General features: G+C 31.0%; 20 protein-coding genes and 1 pseudogene. 13 read left to right on the top strand and 8 right to left on the bottom strand.

What is annotated here, in order from left to right; translation table 11 throughout:
* A partial coding sequence (locus IDG66_RS07730; RefSeq protein ID WP_206172184.1) for a helix-turn-helix transcriptional regulator occupies positions 1-360 on the bottom strand: 360 nt, incomplete at its 3' end.
* A gap of 79 nt (positions 361-439) precedes the next feature.
* Between IDG66_RS07730 and IDG66_RS07725 the strand changes: the two genes are divergently transcribed.
* On the top strand, positions 440-868 hold the full coding sequence (locus tag IDG66_RS07725) for a VOC family protein (protein ID WP_206172183.1): 429 nt from the start codon (positions 440-442) through the stop codon (positions 866-868).
* A gap of 678 nt (positions 869-1,546) precedes the next feature.
* Here the strand turns inward: IDG66_RS07725 and IDG66_RS07715 are convergent.
* From IDG66_RS07715 to IDG66_RS07690, 6 genes are all read right to left on the bottom strand, one after another.
* Positions 1,547-2,176: a hypothetical protein gene (locus tag IDG66_RS07715; protein WP_001053440.1), complete on the bottom strand. Its 630-nt coding sequence runs from the start codon at positions 2,174-2,176 to the stop codon at positions 1,547-1,549.
* A gap of 685 nt (positions 2,177-2,861) precedes the next feature.
* On the bottom strand, positions 2,862-3,500 hold the full coding sequence (locus tag IDG66_RS07710) for a fusidic acid resistance EF-G-binding protein FusC (RefSeq protein ID WP_001033157.1): 639 nt from the start codon (positions 3,498-3,500) through the stop codon (positions 2,862-2,864).
* Between the two features lie 317 nt (positions 3,501-3,817).
* Complete coding sequence (locus IDG66_RS07705; protein WP_023604766.1) at positions 3,818-3,976, bottom strand: hypothetical protein; 159 nt, start codon at positions 3,974-3,976, stop codon at positions 3,818-3,820.
* A 109-nt stretch (positions 3,977-4,085) separates the two neighbouring features.
* Positions 4,086-4,364 carry a hypothetical protein gene (locus tag IDG66_RS07700; protein WP_001837210.1) on the bottom strand — a complete coding sequence of 93 codons (279 nt, stop codon included), beginning with the start codon at positions 4,362-4,364 and terminating at the stop codon, positions 4,086-4,088.
* 473 nt (positions 4,365-4,837) lie between these two features.
* Complete coding sequence (gene tirS, locus IDG66_RS07695) at positions 4,838-5,680, bottom strand: NAD(+) hydrolase TirS (protein ID WP_000114516.1); 843 nt, start codon at positions 5,678-5,680, stop codon at positions 4,838-4,840.
* Positions 5,681-5,703: 23 nt separating this feature from the next.
* Positions 5,704-6,408, bottom strand: a complete 705-nt coding sequence (locus tag IDG66_RS07690) for an FRG domain-containing protein (RefSeq protein WP_000831222.1) — start codon at positions 6,406-6,408, stop codon at positions 5,704-5,706.
* A gap of 144 nt (positions 6,409-6,552) precedes the next feature.
* Between IDG66_RS07690 and IDG66_RS07685 the strand changes: the two genes are divergently transcribed.
* From IDG66_RS07685 to IDG66_RS07630, 12 genes and pseudogenes are all read left to right on the top strand, one after another.
* A complete protein-coding gene (locus IDG66_RS07685; RefSeq protein WP_000594571.1) occupies positions 6,553-8,067 on the top strand; it encodes a hypothetical protein in 1,515 nt (504 codons plus the stop codon).
* A gap of 172 nt (positions 8,068-8,239) precedes the next feature.
* Positions 8,240-8,536, top strand: coding sequence for a cassette chromosome ssDNA-binding protein (gene ssb, locus IDG66_RS07680; protein ID WP_000220590.1), 297 nt, complete (start codon positions 8,240-8,242; stop codon positions 8,534-8,536).
* Positions 8,536-10,305: a cassette chromosome replicative helicase gene (gene cch1, locus IDG66_RS07675; protein WP_000020211.1), complete on the top strand. Its 1,770-nt coding sequence runs from the start codon at positions 8,536-8,538 to the stop codon at positions 10,303-10,305. The genes ssb and cch1 overlap by 1 nt, the downstream gene beginning before the upstream one ends.
* A gap of 187 nt (positions 10,306-10,492) precedes the next feature.
* A complete protein-coding gene (ccrA, locus tag IDG66_RS07670) occupies positions 10,493-11,842 on the top strand; it encodes a cassette chromosome recombinase CcrA (protein ID WP_000806248.1) in 1,350 nt (449 codons plus the stop codon).
* A gap of 21 nt (positions 11,843-11,863) precedes the next feature.
* Positions 11,864-13,488: pseudogene (gene ccrB / locus IDG66_RS07665) on the top strand (cassette chromosome recombinase CcrB).
* 465 nt (positions 13,489-13,953) lie between these two features.
* Positions 13,954-14,295: an SAUGI family uracil-DNA glycosylase inhibitor gene (locus IDG66_RS07660; protein ID WP_000859158.1), complete on the top strand. Its 342-nt coding sequence runs from the start codon at positions 13,954-13,956 to the stop codon at positions 14,293-14,295.
* Between the two features lie 92 nt (positions 14,296-14,387).
* A complete protein-coding gene (locus IDG66_RS07655; protein ID WP_000700850.1) occupies positions 14,388-14,699 on the top strand; it encodes a DUF960 family protein in 312 nt (103 codons plus the stop codon).
* A gap of 15 nt (positions 14,700-14,714) precedes the next feature.
* Complete coding sequence (locus IDG66_RS07650; RefSeq protein ID WP_001092193.1) at positions 14,715-15,218, top strand: DUF1643 domain-containing protein; 504 nt, start codon at positions 14,715-14,717, stop codon at positions 15,216-15,218.
* 13 nt (positions 15,219-15,231) lie between these two features.
* Positions 15,232-15,453, top strand: coding sequence for a hypothetical protein (locus IDG66_RS07645; RefSeq protein WP_001015195.1), 222 nt, complete (start codon positions 15,232-15,234; stop codon positions 15,451-15,453).
* Between the two features lie 187 nt (positions 15,454-15,640).
* The gene (locus tag IDG66_RS07640) at positions 15,641-17,428 is read left to right on the top strand and encodes a type I restriction-modification system subunit M (RefSeq protein WP_001288670.1); all 1,788 of its coding nucleotides are present in this window, start codon (positions 15,641-15,643) and stop codon (positions 17,426-17,428) included.
* Positions 17,421-18,731, top strand: coding sequence for a restriction endonuclease subunit S (locus tag IDG66_RS07635; protein WP_000085808.1), 1,311 nt, complete (start codon positions 17,421-17,423; stop codon positions 18,729-18,731). The genes IDG66_RS07640 and IDG66_RS07635 overlap by 8 nt, the downstream gene beginning before the upstream one ends.
* Positions 18,732-18,743: 12 nt before the next feature.
* Positions 18,744-21,773: a type I restriction endonuclease subunit R gene (locus tag IDG66_RS07630; RefSeq protein WP_000594505.1), complete on the top strand. Its 3,030-nt coding sequence runs from the start codon at positions 18,744-18,746 to the stop codon at positions 21,771-21,773.
* Between the two features lie 458 nt (positions 21,774-22,231).
* Here IDG66_RS07630 and IDG66_RS07625 read toward each other — a convergent pair.
* A partial coding sequence (locus IDG66_RS07625; protein WP_234449688.1) for a Cap15 family cyclic dinucleotide receptor domain-containing protein occupies positions 22,232-23,007 on the bottom strand: 776 nt, incomplete at its 5' end.

Here is a 23,007-nt window from a genome sequence, read left to right as displayed (position 1 = left end):
ATACTGGTTTATCAATTCTTTTTTATTCGAATTATTATATAATTTTTTTAATATTTCTTGATATTCTGTTTGAAAAGGTAACTTACTAACATTGGAGATACTTGAAAGTGTAAATACTAAAGCTTTCAATTCTTCGTCTGTGATTGCTATTTTCGTTTGGTTTCGATTACCTATGGTCATATAACCGCCATTTTTCCCTGTACTACTATATAAAGGCACTCCTAATGCTTCAATTTCTTTTATATCCCTTAAAGCAGTACTACGAGAAATATTAAATTCTGACATTAAATCATTTAACTTGAAATTCCTATTTTCATTACAGTATTCAATCATATGATATAATCTAGCAGATTTTTTCATTATTATTCCCCTTTTAGTATCAATAGGTGACACTAATACAGTATATACTTATTTATAACAAATCTAAGGAGGAAAAAACATGAAATTTCAAGTAAGTCCATATTTTTTAATTATAGAAAATGCAGATGGTTTGAAAAGGTTGTATGAAGAGCTGTTTGGCGCTAAAACACTGTATATCCAACGTATCAAGGATAGACCGACAGATAAGAAACTTAATATTGATAAAAAAGATTTAAATAAAATTGATCAATGTGTACTTCAATTTGGAGATATAAAAATTATGATCGCAGATGACACTGAAGGTTTGCCCATAACACAAGGTAATAATATATCTCTTTGTCTCACTTTTGACCATGTAGAAGAAACTAAGCGTGTGTATGACCAGTTAATAGAAAAAGGCAGTGAAGTATTAAAAGCATTCAGCCCAGAGTTCTATACTGAAGGTTATGGTTATGTAAGAGATCCTTATGGTATATCTTTACATTTATTTACGAAAAGGAAAGGTTAAACCAAGTTTCTAGTGTTCTATTACAGATATTGGTACAACTATAAGGACATTTGGGAACAAATTATCGCATGTTTTTTCAATATAAAAAGCCATGACATTATGCATCTTGGCTTTCGTTTAATCTTATACCTATTTAATAGTTTAATACCTACTGTACAGAATGAACAGTACAGTTATGACGTGCTTTTAGTTGTGATTCTATTATATGTATAGTATTTGAACTTAAGGCAAAATATGCAATACCCCGTATAAGCGATGTTTTTCATTATCAATGATTTTGGAACGGGAAAGGGTGAGGATTCAGAATGGTTTCCCGTTTCTTCATTTAGATATAAGTTTTTCAAGTTTTAACTCAATATATATTTAAAATTTCTTTTGATTAGTAGATTTATTATCAACTTCAATCATCTTACTAAAACACTCAATTTTTTCTTAAAGAAGATTTAGCGATAACTCTATTTGCTTCTGCTACTTTTTCAATTATCTTTTTCATACCTTCAATGTTTTCATTGTTTAACTGATTACTTACTTTATCCAATTTTAAAGCTAACTTTTCGAGACTGCTTCTTTGCTTACTTTCATAATACTTATTATTAACGTCACATTTAATAAAATAATTTATAATATCTTGAATATCCTTAATACTAGCTTCTATATTTAATATTGACTTACCTCCACTTATTCAAAATTATTTTGTATCTCATATTTTTTAATTTTATTAGTGAGTAATGAAAAATCAAATTTTCTAATTTCCTGATTTACATTAATTTCAGATATCTTCTCAACTAATTTCTTATCAAACAAATTACCTATAATAGTATTTACTGCTTTAATTTTACTATCATATGGTTCACTATAATAATATTTATCGGTTTCGTATTTTATCGTTGAAAGTGGTTCTTTAATATTACCCTCATAACAAATTATGATTAAATTAATAGCGTTTGAAAGCTGTAAAGCCACTTCATTATACTGTTTTCTTTGCCTATTAATATCTAAATTACCTTTATTCGTTACGCCTTGCAATTGATTACCTTTATTAATTACTTTAAACGGGTTAAATAAAGGTAATTTGTCTTGATTTGATAATTTTAGTAAATCTTCAGCAATATGATAACCACAATTAAACGTACCTAAAACTTTTTTAGAATTATCTTTTAAACTGTATGAAAAACAATAATAGCTATCTGTCAGTCTACCGCCTTCACCGTCTTTCTTTTGACCTTCTAATAATTTTAAATGTGATATAGGTGTCACATCATATTTCTCAAGAAATTTAAGTCTATTTTCATGACCTCTTAAATTCATACTTAAAGACCCCCTTTATTTAAATTTGATACATTATTATTAATTAATCTGATTTTCACTCTTCATCTACTTACTCATTTTTTTACCATCACTTATGATAACTTTCAGCGTATTTTAGAAGATTGTTGTTTATAGTTTCTGTACTATTAGAGTAAATCAAGAAAAATATACATACAATTGCTAAAAATAATATATTATAAATAAAATGGATAATTAATCATTTTTATCAATTATATTAAATTCATCACGATGCCTTAATATAGATTTTATTCACTTTACGTTGTTACTAATATTTAAAGTGTCTTGCGTCCGTTTTTCATATCTTTTTTCAGAAATAAGATGATAATTGAAGTTAATTCTTTTCACCTTCTCTATTCCCTTCCAATCGAACAGTACGGTTTTTCCGGATAATTCGATTTTCTGTTAATTCATTTCATTATATATAAATATTGCCTAATCCATACAGTTTTTTCTAATCTTATATTTATCTTTATTTAGCCTTTTTCAGTTTGGTACATTAAAAAATTATAATCCCATTTTTAATCCTCTAATTTAATATTTTTGTCATTATACTACAAACGGAACGTACGTTCTATTTATAGGGACTTTCAGCGTATCGATTAAGAGTGAGGTACAAAATATAACAACCCTGATCATTAGTTCTAAAGATCAGGGCTGTTTGGATCTATTTTATTTTAACAATAAATTCGTAAAGATTATTTATATCATCTAGGTTCTGATTACATTTAAAACTGTCATAACAAATGTAATCTCCTTTTTTAGTATATGTTCCACTACTCTTATTATGTTTAGTTTTATTGAGAAAGAGTGATGTATCAGATTCCTGATTACAAATTTTACAGAATCCTTTTACTTTATTTGGTGAAATTTCGCCATATATACCTTCGAATTTATCATCTAAATTTTTATAAACGATATATTTTCGGTTAGAAGAATTATCATTCCATCCTAAATATGAAATTTCTTTTGTATCAATTAAATTTATATCTGGTCTCTTTAATTTTTTTACTTTACGAAAAATTTTCTCCAGTTGACTTGATGAAGGTATTTCAAAATCTTGGATGTACACTTTTAATTCATTTAAAAGATGTTCTGCTTTTTTCTTAGTTAATTTTACATCGTCAATCGATGTAATAAAGTCCGAGATATCAATATCTTTTTCTTTAAAGATATCATTAATTTCATTTAGTAAAAAATCTTTTTGTGTTTTATGGGAATTCATATCGTTTGTACGATATAACTTAATCAATTGATATACTAACTGCTTTACTTTAACAAACTTATACACTTCTATTTTATTCATTTCATATTCCTCCATTTTTGTTGAAGTACTTTGTGAAATGAATGCTATTCATAACTAAGTACTTCTTATCTTTGAGTTAGAGTACTATAGCGTATGATGTATGACATATTTATATGTCGCATTATAATCAGCTCCTATAAAAATCTTCCATACTATCTTAGCAGATGATTTTATAAAAGTGAATAAATACTCCTTAAAATATCTAGTGGCATATTTATACTTATATTATATTCAGTAACTGCTCTTTTACTTATTTCAGCATCCGAATCAAGATTTATCACTTCAAACTCTAGTATCTAACTGGATATAAATGGAATTCAACAGTTACTCCCGCTTCTGTTAATGCTCATTGTCTTATCTCGAAACCGATCAAGTGATCCGACTGTCGTATGTGTAGATGGTAAATCACTAAAGTCTGTTTCAAGAATTGGTACTGCATACTTCGGTGTATCTCCTTCAACACCTTTAAGATACATAGACCATGCAAACTAATTCAATTCTTTACTCCATACTCTCTTATCATTAAATTCATTACTTGATTATGTTATACATACATTATTGCATTATAGCTTCATTCACTATTTATCATTCCCAATCTTTATTACATAATTCTTTAGCGATTTGTTCGGTGGTTAAGCAATCCCTATTCAAAATTTCATTCACATTAAAATACTTAACTCCCATCAATCCACCTTTAGATGTTTTCTTGTAGTCTGTCTCTATAAAATCTTCAATTAAGTAATAATAATGGGGTTCGTTCAATAGATTAGTCCACTTTTCTTTCCCAAGCACCATTATTTTATTTTTAACTATTTCATACTCATCAATCGATAACTCAGTACCTACAGGATAAACTGTCTTCAAGGATAATGAGCTCTCATTTATTTCCGTCACTATTACTTTGTCTACTTTTCCGATAGCTTTTATTGCTTTGTCTTTATATAACCCAATGTATTCTATCGGCTTGAAACTGTAACCTCTTTTTCAGCAGGATGAAAGTAAATATTATGTTTAAGGTTATCATCAAATGAGCTACCTGAAAGACACATTCTCATCCTTCCCTCAATATCATCTTGAATCATCTACACTTAATTGGACATATTATAAGAGAATCAACTAGAAAATATTGGATAACTATTACTACTTTAATTGTAAATCCACCAATCGAGGTAAAATATTCATAAATTGAAGTTGTTTCTATTTTCCATTCACTGCTTTGGTTTAAAATAGAGGAACAGTAGCTTGCTTACCATTCTGCATACTCATTTAGTAATAAAAACACTGCTTTTTTCATTTAATTCCCTCTTTGCTTTTAAAGTAGATAACCAATACTATTACTAATTCTTAGAATTAACGATTACTTGATAAATTTTTTCTACTATTTCTTCTATACTAAAATCACTTGTATTCAATGCATACTTATCTACTAAATATGGGTTGTATGCACGTACATCTTCAACACTCACTTTATGCCAAATAGGTAATATAATAACATGCTCTTCATTTATTTCTCTGTTTAGAAAGGATAAAAATTCGTACCTGCTCCAACCACTTTCAATAAAATTAGGGGATAAAAATACTACAACAAACCGAGAGTTTAGTATACCCATATTCATAGTTTCTGTTTGACTTTTTCCGATTTCAAAAACTTTAACATCTTCAAAGACTTTTAGTCCTTTTTCTATTAGTTTTTCACTTATCTTAGATACATAATCTTCTTTATCTAAACTAGAATGGGATAGAAAGACATCATATTCAATTATCTCTTTTTGATTCACTGCTTTTTTTATCTGATTTGATATCTCATTTATTTGATCTGAATTAGTTAATAATTTTTCCATAATCTCTTCATTTCCTTTTGTATTTTTATCTAACATACTGGATAATTTCTTTTGATTCCTAGACTGCTCTTTTTGAAGATTAATTTTTGTTTCATTAATTTTTTTCTCAATCTTAGTATACTCAACTTGTAAATCTGCAAGTTTTTGCTGCTTTGTAACTAATTGCTTATTAGATTTTTCCAAATCTCTAATATTACTGGAAGTAGGTTTTCTTTTTTTATTTATTCTTTCTATCCTTTTTCTTAATCTATCAATTTCATCTGGTAACTTATTCATATTTCTAGCTATTTTTGCAGATTTTGACATTTGACTTTTTAATTTAGTTTCTAATACTGACATATAATACCTCGCTTTTTATAATCTTATTCATTAATTGAATTTAATTCTTGCGTTATATTATTTGAAGCGTATGGATTTATCTCCATTATCCAATTAACATGGCTAGATAAACCATCTAAGTCAGGAAATAATGATAATTCGTTGATACCATAATAAGATAACTCTTCTCTTAATTTTTTGCGATAATGTTTCTTTATGATGATTTTGTGTAGTTCTTCTTTCTCTGAAAGATTAGCTTCTATAGAATTTGTAGGAGGCTCATGAATAGTAAAAATTCCACTTTGTCTAACCACTCTCGAAGCTAGACCGTTAGGCTTTACTTTTTTTATCCATTTACTCTTAAAAGGCGTAGCCCCTTTCATATTCATATCCGATTTTTTTAAATAGGCATAAATAACAGCATCACAATCCTCATATGTTTGCACCGCAAAAAAGGCAGCAACTAAAGGATTAAAACTCCAATCCAATAGTCTAGTAGCTAATCCGTGATGTTGCGCTATAGTTAGCATATCCCAATCACTATAAGTCTCTTTTAAAAATATCATTGCTTGACGTTTCCAAGCATAAAATGTTTCTTCATCATCATATTTATCATAAGGTGCTCGACCAGCTTTCGGAACTAAACTCCAATTCAAATTACTATGACCTCTAAATAACCATAAGCTATTATCTCTATAATTCTTTAAAACTTGATGTAACTCACTGAAAGACTCGACTGACCTTTTCATAGGACCCCTCCAATAGGAACGTTTGTTCCCTTTTATATTGTATATCTTATCTTATAGGGAAAAATTAGTAAACATTATTGAAATATCTTAAAAATAAAACTAGCATTATGTCTATACATTTAATTATTGAAAGTGAGTAATACTATGATTAAAAATAAATGGAAAATAGAAATGTGGTTTCGGAATTTTAGTTATTTTATACATAAAATTGATTCAGAATTTATATTAGAAGAATACTTAGAGGATTATTTACCTAAAGAATACCGACCAAATTTTATATGTGGAAAAGCCCAACCTAGCGAAACTATATATGTAAGTTATTTTATAAATCAGGATGAACAAACTGTGGAGCAACATACTGTGGAATGTGACAAAACTGGTTTTTTTATAGATGAAATCCCTAAACATTTTATAAAAAATAAAATGCATTATTTTATTGATAGTCAAAGTAAAATTGATATTAAAGACTTATTAAATGAGTTTATTGATCAAGGTACAGCCATTTTGAATATATTAGATTTAAATGACCTAGAAACATATTTTAATGATTACTTAGAAACAATCAACCATACAACAGAATTCGCTAAAAAAATAGCTAACAAAGCTATGAAAGAAATTCGAAAAAATATTGAGTTAGAGCAAATTAAACAGCAAGTAAGTTATATGAAAAATGCAGATCAAGTCTCTTCTTTAGAAAGCTTTAAGGATTTAAAGCATACGATATTAAAACAACACCGAGATTTATCGTTAAAAAATGTTGATGATATTATAATAAGCGACTTTTTAACAAGATACCTCATTTATAAAGAAAAACAAGATTCGTATGTAAAAAAAGATATCTCAAGTATAAATAAATCTCAGTATTTTAAAAAGTTAGTAATCGAAGGTTTAATTAGAGAAAGAAAGAGTAACTCTCAATACTTTGAAATAGCTAATAGTATCAAACCTTCATCTCACAATAATAATAGCTTAAATCAATCTGATGAAATAGATCAATTTAGACAGGCTGTAATTGGTATTTCTCTTAATCTATACGATCATAATGATACTTACTTCAAATTTATCCGTAGTATTATGAAAAAAAGTTCACGTAAAGTTAATTTAACAATAGACGATATTATTAAATCTAAAAATAATATAGATAAATTTATGAAGAAAAATAAGTTAATTAGTAATAATGAGTTATTTTATTTAACAACAATTGAGGATACATTTCATTTTACATTATTCACTGCTATAACTGATTTAATTGATAAAGTAGTCAATGTTTCAAGTCGTATTATCGAAGAAGCATCTCAATACGATATATTAATTGCCTTACACAGTTTGAATAGTTTAAAAAATGAGTTGAATACAATAATAGATAAACACGAAGAAAATTTAATTCGTTTCGAAAGTCTTATTAATGGTTATGTAAGAAATACTCAATTAAAAATATTAGTTCGCAATACAATTGAACAGCACCCAGAACTAACAATGAAAATAGAAGATTCATTAATTTCAAACCTTAATGATTATAATATTAGTGAAATATATAGTAGGGAGACTTTTAATAACGATTACAATGGTATTCTTGATAAATTAATGATTCAGGTAATTAATGATTTTTATAAATTACGCTTAAAAAAATTGAATAGTGCATCTAAATTATATTATTAACATACCTTTTTAAACCCAACGATTTTTTTATCGTTGGGTTTTTTAATTAACAAAAGGTGTAATACCAATGTCCTAATATTTTCCTCTCAAATTTAGAACTTTATATCTCAGTGTAGATATAAGATACAAAGGCATCATTTAAATGATGACTAATATACAAAGGATGATCCAAATGACTTACGAGCAAGAAGATGATTTTAAACTGTTGAAAAGAAGAATTTTAGGAATTGGATTCGTTTTACCGGAGGGACAAGTATTTACTTTCCATGACTTGAACCGTCGTGCAAATGTACAATGCTCAAAAGCTGTACAACAAAATGTTGGACGTTGGTTCGCATATTTTGTTAAAAATGCGCCAAGTGTTCCATTTATTATTATCGGTAAAAATACCAATGGTCATTTAGTATATATGAAAGTCGGACCTAATCCACTCCAAGATAGCAACCCTTCGAAAGGAGGTGTTCGCTAATGAGTCATTACATCATTTTTGAAGCAGGTCCATACCAATTAGATGCAAAGGCGTGGCGTAAAACTTTTCCACCTAAAAAAGATGGAGATAAGGAAAAAGTAGTGCCTATATCTAGTTGTATCGTTGTTGAAGCTAAATTTTGGCATGCCTCAGAAAATACAGAAAAAATAATTATTTCTAACGGTAAGGATAAAGAACATACATTTGAATCTGATATTTTAACAACTCGAAACTTACCTTCCTTGATTAAATATGGTCACAGTATCAATGAAAGTTATATAAGAGATTTGAGCTATGCACTACAGTTAATGCGCGATGAACTGCCCACTTCTGATTTATATGATGGCTCGGGCATCATAGAAACACCCCACGGTTACATTGTAATGGTAGATACCGTTTACACATCTAAACAATATGATCAGTTAGCATCTTTAGAGCCTATTGTCGATAGTGCTTATCTATTAGAGCCTAAAGGGACATTTAAAGATTGGTTAAATATGTATATGAACGAAGTCAAAGGTCATCTTCTTCTAGAGTTAGCGGTCATATTTGGAATTTCTGCCTTAGTGACAGCCTTTCTGAAGCATAAACATGAGGTTGAATTTGCTGGTATCATCTTTAGTTTTACAGGCCAGTCATCAACCGGTAAATCAACAGCGGCAGCTTTAGCGGTATCCGTCGCTGGAAATCCAACCAAAGGTAATAAAACGCTTTTTCGAAGTTGGAATGGCACACGTAACGCTCTTGAAGGTTACTTGAGTAACAATTATGGCATACCTATGGTATTTGACGAGCTCTCCTCAGCAACTTTTAAAGATACAACAGGGTTATTGTACTCCATCGCTGAAGGTCAAGGGCGTCAACGTTCAAACGTTCATGGAGAAGTTAAAACACCTAAGAATTGGGGAACTTCTGTCATTTCAACGTCAGAATACAGTATTTTTACTGATTCAGCTCAAAACGATGGGTTACGTGTAAGAACCATTGAAATTAATGAGCAATTTACTACAAATGCGACCAATGCTGACAATATTAAAAAAGCTGTGGCGCTAAACTATGGTCATGTTTTACCGTTAGTAGCTCAATACCTTATAAATCGTGAAGAGGAAGTTATTCAATGGTTTAAAGATGAACATCATTGGTTTAAAGCTAAATTGAAGAGTGAAGCAAACAATACAGGTATTCGTATGTTTAAGCGTTATGCAGTCATTACAACATCTGCGCAAATATTAGGTCGTGTTTTAGCTACAAATATTGATATCGCTAAAATAAGAGACTACTTTATTGATTATCATACTCATACAGTCTCTGAACGATCACTGGCAGATAAAGCGATTGAAGTCATTACACAATTTGTAGCACAAAACCGTGGTAAGTTTTCTGATGACACAGCGTTAAAGAATATGATTGAGAATTATGGACTAATTGCCTTAAAAGATGATTATATCGAGGTCAAAATCATTGCGACTGTATTTAAAGATATGCTGAAAGAACAACACTTTCAGGATGTCAACAATGTCGTGAATGCACTAAGAGATAAAGGATTTATCGAATCTGACCGTGATCGAATCACGACAAAAAGAACAGTAAAAGATGACTATGGCAAGAAACAGTCACTTGTTTTTTACCATTTAAAGTTAGATTCAGAATATGCGTCTATTTTTGGTCTAACTAAAGATGCTGAACCTATTAAAGCTAAAATTAACTTGGATAACAAAAAGATGCTTGAATCATGGAAAAAACAGAATGATGATTTAATTGATTTTTAATAACTTAAAGATGCAATCGTACAGGATTAGATAAAATGGATGAATTGATTGAATTACTAGCTGATTTAGTTGTTGAAGAAATTAATCATGCTGATGACTAATAATAACGCCCAACACCAGCAGGTGTTGGGCTCATCTATAAATTCGTTCATAAATATATATTATCACTTTGGAAGGAGGAAATACTATGAAACAAGCAATAGGTTACTTACGACAGAGCACTACAAAGCAACAATCCTTAGCAGCACAAAAACAAACCATCAAGGCATTAGCCGAAAAACATAATATTCAACACATTACCTTTTATAGCGATAAACAATCAGGACGTACTGATAAGCGGAATGGTTATCAACAAATTACTGAACTGATTCAACAAGGACAATGTGACGTATTATGTTGCTATCGTCTAAATCGACTTCATCGTAATCTAAAAAATGCATTAAAGCTCATGAAATTATGTCAAACGTATCATGTTCATATCTTAAGCGTTCATGATGGCTACTTCGACATGGATAAAGCATTCGATCGGCTCAAACTCAATATTTTCATCAGCTTGGCCGAACTAGAATCTGATAATATAGGCGAACAAGTCAAAAATGGAATCAAAGAAAAAGCGAGACAAGGTAAACTAATTACAACACATGCGCCCTTTGGGTATCACTATCATAATGGTACTTTCACGATAGACACAGTAAAGTCACCAACAGTAAAAGCTGTGTTCAATTATTACCTTCAAGGTTATGGTTATAAAAAAATTGCGCAATACTTAGAAGCTGATGATAACTTCATTAATCGCAAGCCTTATCAAGTGCGTAATATTATCCTCAATCCTAATTACTGTGGCCGTGTTATCAATCAATACGGACAATATGAAAACATGTTCCCAGCTATTGTCAGTACAACGATATACGAAGAAGCTCAAGTTACCCGAACTCAGAAACAAGTAAAATGTAAGCCGTCAGAAAATCAACTCAAACAAAAAATCAAATGTCCCTATTGTCATTCGACACTCACAAACATGACTGTCCGAAAACCAGATCATTCATTGCGTTACTATGTCTGTCCGCAAAATATGAATAACGCTCGCTTTGTTTGTGAATTTAAAGGAATCAACGCACAAGAATTAGAAACAAGTGTTTTAGCGACTTGTCAGGACTTCTTTCAAAATCAACAGCTCTATTCAAAAATAAACCATACTATTCAACAACGACTCAAAAGACAAAGAGATATAGAAATTAAAACTACACTCAATCACGAGCAGCTGATAGAAAAATTAGCCCAAGGCAAAATTGATGCAGAAACGTTCAAAGAACAAACGCACTCATTACATCAACAATCAAAACCTATATCATCAATCAGTGCGTATCAAATTCGAAAAGCTTTCCAAAACATCATTCAACAACGTTTCACGCTAAACATGTTGTACCCCTATATTGATGAAATTAATATTTCTAAAAATAAAAGCCTCGCTGGCATCTATTTCAAAAACGAACCACTGAATATTGTAAAGCAGACTATGAAATTATCAATTGTATAATTAAAGAAAGGATGGATTATAATGGATAAAATGAAGAAAAAGCTTGTAGGAGGCTACATTCGCGTGTCCACAGAGAGACAAGTAGAGGGTTATAGCATCGAGGGACAAATTACACAAATAGAGCAATATTGCCAATTCAACGGCTATGAACTCGTTGATATATATGCAGATCGGGGTATATCAGGAAAATCTATGAACCGTCCTGAATTACAGCGCATGTTAAATGATGCTAAAAATGGAAAATTAGACTGTGTTATGGTTTATAAAACAAATCGTTTGGCACGTAATACTTCCGATTTACTTACAATCGTCGAAGAACTTCATCGTCAAAATGTTGAATTTTTTAGCTTGTCTGAACGTATGGAAGTCAAAAATTCAACAGGCAAGTTAATGCTCCAGATACTTGCAAGTTTTCCGAATTTGAAAGAAATACAATTTTAGAGAATATTTACAACGGGCAACATCAAAGAGCTTTAAAGGGCTATTATCAAGGCAATCTTCCATTAGGATATAATAACATACCTGATAATAAAAAAGAATTAATGATTAATCAACATGAAGCTAACATCGTTAAATATATCTTTGAATCTTATGCCAAAGGTCATGGTTATCGTAAAATAGCCAATGCACTCAATCACAAAGGCTATGTGACTAAAAAAGGCAATCCATTTAGTATCAATTCAATAACCTATATCTTAGTCAATCCATTCTACATTGGTAAAATTCAATTTGCGAAGTACAAAGATTGGAATGAAAAGCGTCGTAAAGGACTAAATGATAAACCTATTATAGCTGATGGTAAACACCCTCCTATTATTAGTCAAGAATTATGGGATAAAGTCCAATCACGCAAAAAACAGGTCAGTCAAAAACCTCAAGTTCATGGGAAAGGAACCAATCTATTAACAGGTATTATTCACTGCCCACAATGTGGTGCACCAATGGCAGCTAGTAACACAACGAACACATTGAAAGATGGTACTAAGAAGCGAATACGTTATTATTCTTGTAGTAACTTCCGAAACAAAGGCTCAAAAGTATGTTCTGCGAATAGCGTTAGAGCCGATGTCATTGAGAAATACGTTATGGATCAAATACTTGAAATTGTCAAAAGCGATAAAGTTCTCAAACAAGTTGTCGAACGTGTTAATCAAGATAATCAAGTCGATGTAGCTGCACTCAATCATGATATTGCTTATAAACAACAACAATTTGATGAAGTAAACATCAAACTTAAAAATCTCGTTCAAACCATCGAAGACAATCCAGACTTAACATCTGCACTCAAACCAACCATTCATCAATATGAAACAAAACTGAATGATATTACAAACCAAATGAATCAACTCAAGCAGCAACAAAATCAAGAGAAACCATCTTATGATACGAAACAAATCGCTGCCCTATTACAACGAATATTTCAAAATATAGAATCCATGGATAAATCACAGCTCAAAGCATTATACCTAACGGTTATTGACCGTATTGATATTCGTAAAGACGAGAATCATAAAAAACAATTCTATGTCACTCTCAAGCTCAATAATGAAATTATTAAACAACTTTTTAATAATAACAATCTAGACGAAGTGCTCCTCAGCACTTCGTCTTTGTTTTTGCCTCAAACACTCTACTTTCAAATATAATATCTATGTACTGTCCTTTCGTCATTCAATAACACTCATCTAACAAATATATTCAACACGCTAACAAATCATGGCTCAATGTGAAGCTTATATTGATATGACGAAAGAACATCCCAAAACAAAATATAAGTGGGATAGTAACGGGATTGGCTAACTTCATGTAGGAGAAGGATTACGCAAGCGTAATCCCAAAATCCCGTTATTATTTATAAATAAATAATATAAAAAGAAAAAGTAAGTCGTAATAACACCACCAAATCCAAATAATATATAAATATATACCTATATTTCCCAACAAATGAGCGGGATAACGGGATTTTCTTGTCATATCAATGTTTGTAGCAGTTTTTCATATGGGATTTTCTCTTATTCCCACCGGGATTCGTAATAAATGATAAATCAAATATATATTATCTCAGTGATGTATATGAAATACATCGCTAACACTATCTAGGAGGCAATGATATGAAAACAACCACTCAAGAACTCAAACAATATATAACTCGTCTATTCCAACTATCTAACAATGAAACATGGGAATGTGAAGCGTTAGAAGAAGCAGCAGAAAATATACTTCCTACTCGCTTTGTAGACCATACCCCACTTGCGCATCTTACACTTGAAACTTATACCTACTATAACGATGAACTACATGAGCTAAGTATCTATCCATTTCTTATGTACGCCAATAACCAACTCATCAGTATTGGTTATCTGGATCATTTTGATATGGACTTTCTATACCTCACAGATACTAAAAATACAATTATCGATGAACGTCATCTATTACAAAAAGGAGGAGAATAATATGAACTGGATCAAGATCGCTCAACTATCTGTTACAGTTATTAACGAAGTAATTGACATCATGAAAGAAAAGCAAAATGGAGGAAAATAGTATGAAAATCAATCGATACATCACAAAAGGCATTAGTAAACAACTATCTCTAGACCTTCAAATCCTACTTTGGAATATGGTAAAAGATCGAGACAATCAACTTAATACAGATTACCTACACATTTTTAAACTACAAGAAGATGAAAATATACTCTCAATCACACATGAACAAGAACAACCCGCATACAAATTGGAATATCACTATACAAACTATATAAAAAATCAAAATGCATTACCTAAGAAAGTCTACGTCATCCGAGAAGATGATGTAGACGTTTTTTATTATGTGATGCTTTTACCAGAAGAATACTAAAGGAAATGATGATATATGAATACAATTAAAAGTACAATACACACAGAAGCCATATTTAGCGATGACAAACAGCACCGCTATTTACTCAAGAAAACTTGGGATGAAAAGAAACCAGCTTGTACAGTGATAACGATGTACCCCCATTTAGATGGTGTGTTATCACTCGATCTTACTACTGTTCTTATTCTTAACCAATTAGCGAATTCTGAACAATATGGTGCTGTATATCTTGTGAATCTATTTTCAAATATTAAAACCCCAGAGAACCTTAAACATATCAAAGAGCCTTATGACAAACACACAGACATTCACTTGATGAAGACGATTAGTGAAAGTGACACAGTGATTCTAGCTTATGGCGCCTATGCTAAGCGACCAGTTGTTATAGAACGTGTATCACAGGTGATGGAAATGTTAAAACCTCATAAAAAGAAAGTCAAAAAGCTCATAAATCCAGCAACAAATGAAATTATGCATCCACTCAATCCTAAAGCGCGTCAAAAATGGACATTGAAATAAAGGAGGCTTACCTATGAACCATGAAACTACACAATCAGACTGGCGAACGGTTCCTAATTGCTTAGCATCTCAAAATTATATATCTATCGTAAAAGGACTAGTACATCATTTTACAGCGATTGAAGATGAAGAAATACTTGATAAAATCTATGACGATTTTATGGATGATGACTCTATAACAACGGTCCTTAATAATGATTTACAGACAATTATTAACCATTATCTATTAAAATGAAAACTATATTCTAATAAAACTAAAGCATCCTTCACTTTTATGGTGAGGGATGCTCTTATTACTATTTTTTTCTATTTTTAATTAACATAATAGGATTATTTAAGAACTATTTAAAAAATTGTTTCTATCTCTGATAATATAGAAATAGAGAATTTTACTTTTTTATCTATTAAAGGAGATATACATAATGAGCGAATTTAAAAGACATCAACAAACATCAATTAATGTTCAAAAACAAGCAAACCTTATTTGGAATGTTGCAGACATTTTAAGGGGTTTATACAAACCTCATGAATATGGAAAGGTTATCTTACCAATGACTGTCATTAAACGTCTTCACGATACATTACTAAAAACGCGAGACAAAGTTCTTAAGACTGCAGAAAATACCCAATCAATAAATGACGTAATGCGAGAACGCCTTTTGAAGAACGCTTCAGGGTATTCATTTTATAATACAAGCTTATATACTTTTGAAACATTACTCGCAGACCCAGCAAATATTGAATCAAACTTTAGAGCTTATCTCAATGGTTTCTCTGAAAACATGCAAGATATTCTCAATAACTTTAAGTTCGACGTTGAAATTACGACAATGGCAGATAATGACGTGCTATTTTATGTGATTCAAGAATTTAACAAAGCAGATGCATATCTAGGTCCAGACAAAATGACAAGCACAGATATGGGATACGTGTTCGAGGAACTTGTACGAAAATTTTCGGAAAGCTATAACGAGGAAGCAGGTGCACACTTCACGAGTCGAGATATCATTTATCTCATGACTGATTTATTGCTTATCGAAGATAAAGATACTTTGTTTAAAGAACATGTTTTCAAAACTGTCTACGACCAAACAATGGGAACTTCCCAAATGCTCTCAGCAATGACAGAACGTATTCACGATATGAATGATACTGCCGAAGTAGCTACCTTTGGTCAAGAGCTAAATCCTGAAACTTATGCGATTTCGAAAGCAGATACAATGATTCGTGGGGGAGATCCTGAAAACATGGCGCTTGGAAGTACATTAACGAGCGACCGGTTTGAAGGATTTACATTTGATTACTGTATCTCCAACCCACCATTTGGTGTCGATTGGAAAAAGGACCAAAAAGCAGTAAAAGCAGAACATGAACTTGGTGAACTCGGTCGCTTTGGTGTTGGATTGCCTCGAGTTAGTGATGGACAGTTGTTATTTCAACTCAATGGTATTTCAAAATTAAAGGAAACAGGACGCATGGCAATTATTCACAACGGTTCTGCCTTATTCTCTGGAAACCCAGGTGCTGGCGAGAGTTTAATTCGTCAGTACGTAATTGAGAATGATTGGTTAGAGGGCATAATCCAACTTCCTAACGACTTATTCTACAATACAGGAATTTCAACGTATATTTGGATTATTACTAAAGATAAATCTCCAGAACGTCAAGGGAAAGTACAACTCGTTGATGCGTCCAATATGTATGAAAAACGTCGTAAGAATATTGGTGAAAAACGCGTAGATATTTCTGAAGCATGTCGAGAAATGATTGTGCAAGCTTATGGAGAATTTAATGATAAAGAATACTATCTAGGAGATGGAACTGTAGAGTCAAAAATACTTAAGAATGAATCATTTGGTTTTACTCGAGTGACTATTGAACGACCGCAACGAGACGAAAACGGAGATATCGTTTATAAAAAGAATGGAAGCAAGAGTGTAGACACGAACCTTAGAGATACAGAAGATATTCCCTTAACAGAAGATATTAATGAATATTTTGAACGTGAAATATTACCATTTAATCAAGATGCATGGATGGATCGTAAAAAAGATAAGATAGGGTATGAAATTCCATTTACTAGATTGTTTTACAAATATACACCACCAGAACCATCTGAAGTTATTTCAGAACGTATTAAACAACTCGAAGAGTCTATTATTAAAAACTTCCAAGCATTATCTGGAAAGGAAGTGGATACAAATGAGTAGAGAAATGAAATACAGCGGAATTGAGTGGATTGGATATATACCAAAGTATTGGACTATTACTAAGCTTAAAAATATTATTGACTTTATAAGTGGTTATGCCTTTAAAAGTGAACTTTTCACGATTTCAGATAATAATAAAAAAGTAATAACAATTAAGTCATTTAATACCAAGGAGATTATTCTCGATAACCTTTCTTACTCAAACGAATCTCTCAAATTTCCAACTAAATATTTATTAAAAAATAATGATATTCTTTTTGCTATGAGTGGGGGAACAACTGGAAAAAATTTATTGATAGAACAAGTAGACGATTTATATTATATAAATCAAAGAGTGGGAATCATAAGGTCTTCTTTTAGTAAGTTTATTTATTATTATATAAATACTGGTTTATTTAGCGAATATATTAACTTATTCTCATCAGGATCAGCTCAACCTAACATATCTGCTACAGATATACAAAATTTTATCATTGCGTTACCTGAGAAAGAAACTATTAAAAAAATTGAAATATACATTAATTACCAATTAAAAATTATCTCAAATATCATAGACACAACATATCAATCTATCGAAGAACTTAAAAAATACAAACAATCACTCATCACAGAAGCGGTGACAAAAGGCATAGACCCGAATGTGGAAATGAAAGAAAGTGGTAATGATTGGATTGGTAGTATCCCTTCAAATTGGAGTGTTCGAAAAATTAAACATGATTTCAATTTAAAAGGGCGTATTGGATGGCAAGGTTTAACTTCTAATGAATATCAGACTGTAGGACCCTATCTCATAACGGGAACTGATTTCAAAAAAGGCATAATCAGGTGGGATTCTTGCGTTAGAATTAGTGAAGAACGTTTTGAAGAAGCTCCAGATATTCATATTAAAGAAAATGATTTATTAATCACTAAAGACGGCACGATTGGAAAAGTCGCTTTAGCAACAAATGTTCCAAAAAAAGTTTCATTAAATTCAGGTGTACTACTGATTAGGGAAAAATTAAAAAATACTATTAATAAAAAATTTATGTATTATAATTTGTTATCAAATATGTTTTGGAATTGGTACAATTCTAATAATCAAGGTGCTAGCACCATTAAACATCTATATCAAGGTCAATTCTATAATTATTCTTATGCGATCCCTCTATTGCATGAACAACAACAAATCGTCCAATATCTAGATGATAAAGTTTCTACTATCGATAGGCTCATTGAAGATAAAACAAAAGTTATTAAAGAGTTAGAGAATTATAAGAAATCATTAATTTATGAGTATGTCACAGGTAAAAAAGAAGTGTAAGGAGTGATATCAGTGATAAAAAATAAAGAAATTAATTTTGAACAAGATATAGAAGCGAGTCTAGTTCAGTACGGGGGATGGGAGTCAGTAAGATTTCAAGATACTCATTACGATGCAAATATCGCACTCGATCCAACAGTATTATTAGAATTTGTAAAACAAACTCAACCAAAAAATTGGAAGCGATACGTATCAATCTATCGTACAAATGCAGAACAGAAGTTTTTAAAACGACTAAATGAAGAAATCACAAATCACGGCATCTTACATGTCCTTCGTAAAGGTATCAGAGATCGAGGAGTCTCTTTTAAAGTTGTTTACTTTCAACCTGCATCATCTTTAAATACAGAAAATATAAAAAATTATGAAGCTAATCGTTTTCAATGTGTGCGACAATTTCAATATAGTAATAAGTATAGAAACACTATTGATATGGTGTTAATGATTAATGGGATTCCTCTTGTTGCATTAGAACTTAAAAATCAATATACAGGCCAAAATGTGGAACATGCGAGATTACAATTTGAACAAGATAGAGATCCAAAGGAATTAATTTTTCAATTTAACTCTCGATTCTTAGTCTATTTTGCAGTAGATCATTTTAATGTGTTAATGACAACAAAACTCGCAAAAGGGAACACTTACTTTCTGCCATTCGATCAAGGATCTAATGGTCCTGGTCGTGTTGGAGGTGCAGGAAATCCATCTAATCCATCTGGATACCCTACTTCTTATTTATGGGAGAATGTACTCACAAGCTATCAATTATTGGATATTTTTGAAAGGTTTATGAATTTAGAAGAAAAGAAAAAACTACTAATTTTTCCACGTTATCACCAACTGGATGTTGTGAAAAAATTAATATCAGATACTCAGCACCATGGTCCTGGAAAGAATTATCTCATTCAACATTCTGCTGGTTCGGGTAAGTCTAATAGTATTGCTTGGTTGGCATACCATCTCGCTTCCTTGCATAGTAATGAGGATCAACCAATCTATTCATCGGTCATTGTTGTTACAGACCGTACTGTTTTAGATCGCCAACTTCAAAATACATTAATGAGTTTCGAGCATACTGTTGGGCAAGTCGAAACTATTGGAGATAATAAAACTTCTCAAGATTTAAAAACAGCTATAAATGACCAAAAGAAAATTATTATTACTACATTACAGAAGTTCCCAGTAATTTATGATGAAATAGATAATACAGCAGGTAGAAGTTTTGCGATTTTGGTCGATGAAGCGCATTCTTCTCAAACAGGAAGCAGTGCACAAAAATTAAAACATGCGTTAGCAGACAAAGAAGCTTCTTTAAAGGAATACCAAGAATTTGAAGAAAGCGTTGAAGATCAATCGCTAGATGACCAAGATCAAATTGTTCAAACATTACTGTCCCAAGGTCAACACGACAACTTAAGTTTTTTTGCTTTTACAGCTACACCGAAAGAGAAAACGATTGAAATGTTTGGAACAAAACAAGCAGATGGGTCCTATCATCCATTTCATATTTATAGTATGAGACAAGCCATTGAAGAAGGATTTATTCTAAACGTTTTACAAAATTATATGACATACAACACTTCCTATAAAATTGCGAAATCGATTGAAGAAGACCCAGAATTGCCAAAAACAGAAGCAGTTCGAGCTATCGCTAAATATCAATCTCTTCATCCTTGGGTACTTAGACAAAAAGCCGAGATTATGATTGAACAATTTAGATCAGTGACACAAAAAGCAGTCCAAGGTAGAGGAAAGGCAATGATTGTGACAGCTTCACGACTCCACGCCGTACGGTATATGCAAGAGTTCAAAAAGTACATCAAAGAAAAAGGATACACGGATATGGATGTGTTAGTCGCTTTTTCAGGTACTGTAGAAGATGATGGAATTGAATATACAGAGCCGAAGATGAACTTAACACATTCTGGAGAACGCATCCAAGAAAATCAACTGAAAGAAGCATTTCATAGTGAAGACTTTAATTTATTAATTGTCGCAGAAAAATACCAAACGGGATTTGACGAACCTTTACTTCATACAATGTTTGTCGATAAGAGATTACGCGGAGTAAAGGCAGTCCAAACATTGTCTCGCCTCAATCGTACTATGCCTGGAAAAACAGATACTTTTATTCTTGATTTTGTAAATACAGCAGAAGAAATATATGAAGCATTCCAACCTTTTTACGAAGCAACTTCTCTAAAAGAAGAAATTAATATTAATTTAATTTATGATACACAGAGTAAACTACGTAAATTCCATATATACAATGATGATGATATTCAAACAGTAATGAAATTAAATCGTCAAGCAAAACAAAAGCAAAATGATCAATTACTTGGTCGATTGAGTAGCGTGTTACGCCCCGTTATTAGTAGATACAGTGACCTACCAGAAGATGTTCAATACGATTTCAGAGTTACACTAAGGAACTTCAACAAATGGTATAACTATATCGCTCAAATTGATCGTACTTTTGATAAAGAGTTACTAGAAGAAAGTATTTTCACTGGTTTCTTGTTAAAATTTATTCCTGAAAAACAACGCAACTATATCGATATTGAAGACAAAGTAAAGTTAGAATACTATAAATTGCAGGAAGATTTCAAAGGAGATATAGCACTCGTCAATGAAGATGTAGAAAATGGGCAATTGGCTCATCCTTCAGAAGTGAATGCAACTGTTAGACCTGAAGAAGAATACGATTCTTTAAATGAAATTATACACAAAATCAATGAACGTTTTCCAAATGATTTTACTCAAGGCGATAGAGTACTCGTTAAAAACATGCGAGAAACATTGATAAACAATACAGATGCGAAACTTGTAAATATGGCTCAAAACAACAGCGAAGAAATGTTTGCGAATAGTTTATTCCAACAACAATTCCAAGACTTCTTGATTGATCAATATAATCAAGGAGAAGCTGCATACTCTAAAATGTTTAGCAATAATAGAGACTTTTATGACACTGTCTATCAACTACTAGCAAAAGATTATTATAGATGGCTACGATCACAAAAAGCAGATAATTTTGCTTAAATTAATTATTTTTAACCTAACTTAAAGATTACTCGCAGTCTTTAAGTTAGTTTTTGCTAAAATTTTTAATTTAGCTATGGTCTCTCATCCTAATTTCACTTTCATACGATATTTTTTTAATATTTAGTTATTCTAAAGTTTCTAAATTCTTATAGGATTTTTAAAAGTTTATCTTTACTTGCATGAAAAAGCAAATCACCTACATGCTCTAATTGTAATCTACTCGATAAATGCCCCGCATCTCCATACATCTCAATAAATCCCTATAATTCCAATTATTGCACTAACTATTTCACTTACCATTGTTACTCACTTCTGATTTTCAAATAAATTAAAGGATTCTAATATCTAATTAAATTTTTCAAGAAAAAACCGCATCATTTATGATAAGCTTCCCCTTGTTAGTGATATTGCTAAAAATACCAAAATAAAATTGAATTTATTTTGGTATCAATACTTTATTTTAGTTTTTTGAGTCTTAGATCACCTGTGGTTTCGGCTCCAGTCCAATACTTTCCAGTCAATTCATTTTCTTCAACTATTAATCTTGTTGTTCCTCGATTAATAGGATTTTTCTTTTCGAATTCGGCTTTTGGATTTGTTATATAAGTATAGTACAATATATTTTTACCATGTTCTTCAATAATATCTGCTGTAATACTATTACTAGTAATTTCATCGCTTCTGAATTCAATATTTACTGTTAAAAAAGTTTGTTTTATTTCCACACTTACCTTTTTAATTCCACCTTCTCCATAAAAATGTCTGAGTGTTGCCTCATAATCTCCTGATATATCAGCTTGCTTATTAAATATACGAAACAATTTCCACTTCCACATAAACCTTTCATACCCTATAGTAATAAATGTTGATATTGTTACAGTATAACTTATGATATCTATCCATCCTATTTGCCATACCGTACATGATACTATAATTAGTAACAAGAAAAAGAGTCCTGTAAACCATCCTGTTATTTTAATCAAATGATTTATTTTGTCATTCATTTTTTTCTCACCACTATATTCAAAATAATTCTTTACATCCAGAATAAAATTTTTATAAACATTATTTTTTTCTTGAGAATCGCATAAATATAGAATGTCATTAGATAAAGTCCGTATAATTGTGTAAAAGTAAAAAGGCCATATAACAGTCCTTTTACGGTACAATGTTTTTAACGACAAAAACATACCCAGGAGGACTTTTACATGACCCAAGTACATTTTACACT

It is taken from the genome of Staphylococcus sp. EG-SA-18 (assembly GCF_017151825.1).
Classification (GTDB): domain Bacteria; phylum Bacillota; class Bacilli; order Staphylococcales; family Staphylococcaceae; genus Staphylococcus; species Staphylococcus aureus.
Note: the sequence above shows the minus strand (reverse complement) of the source record. Positions and strands in the feature narration are given on the sequence as shown.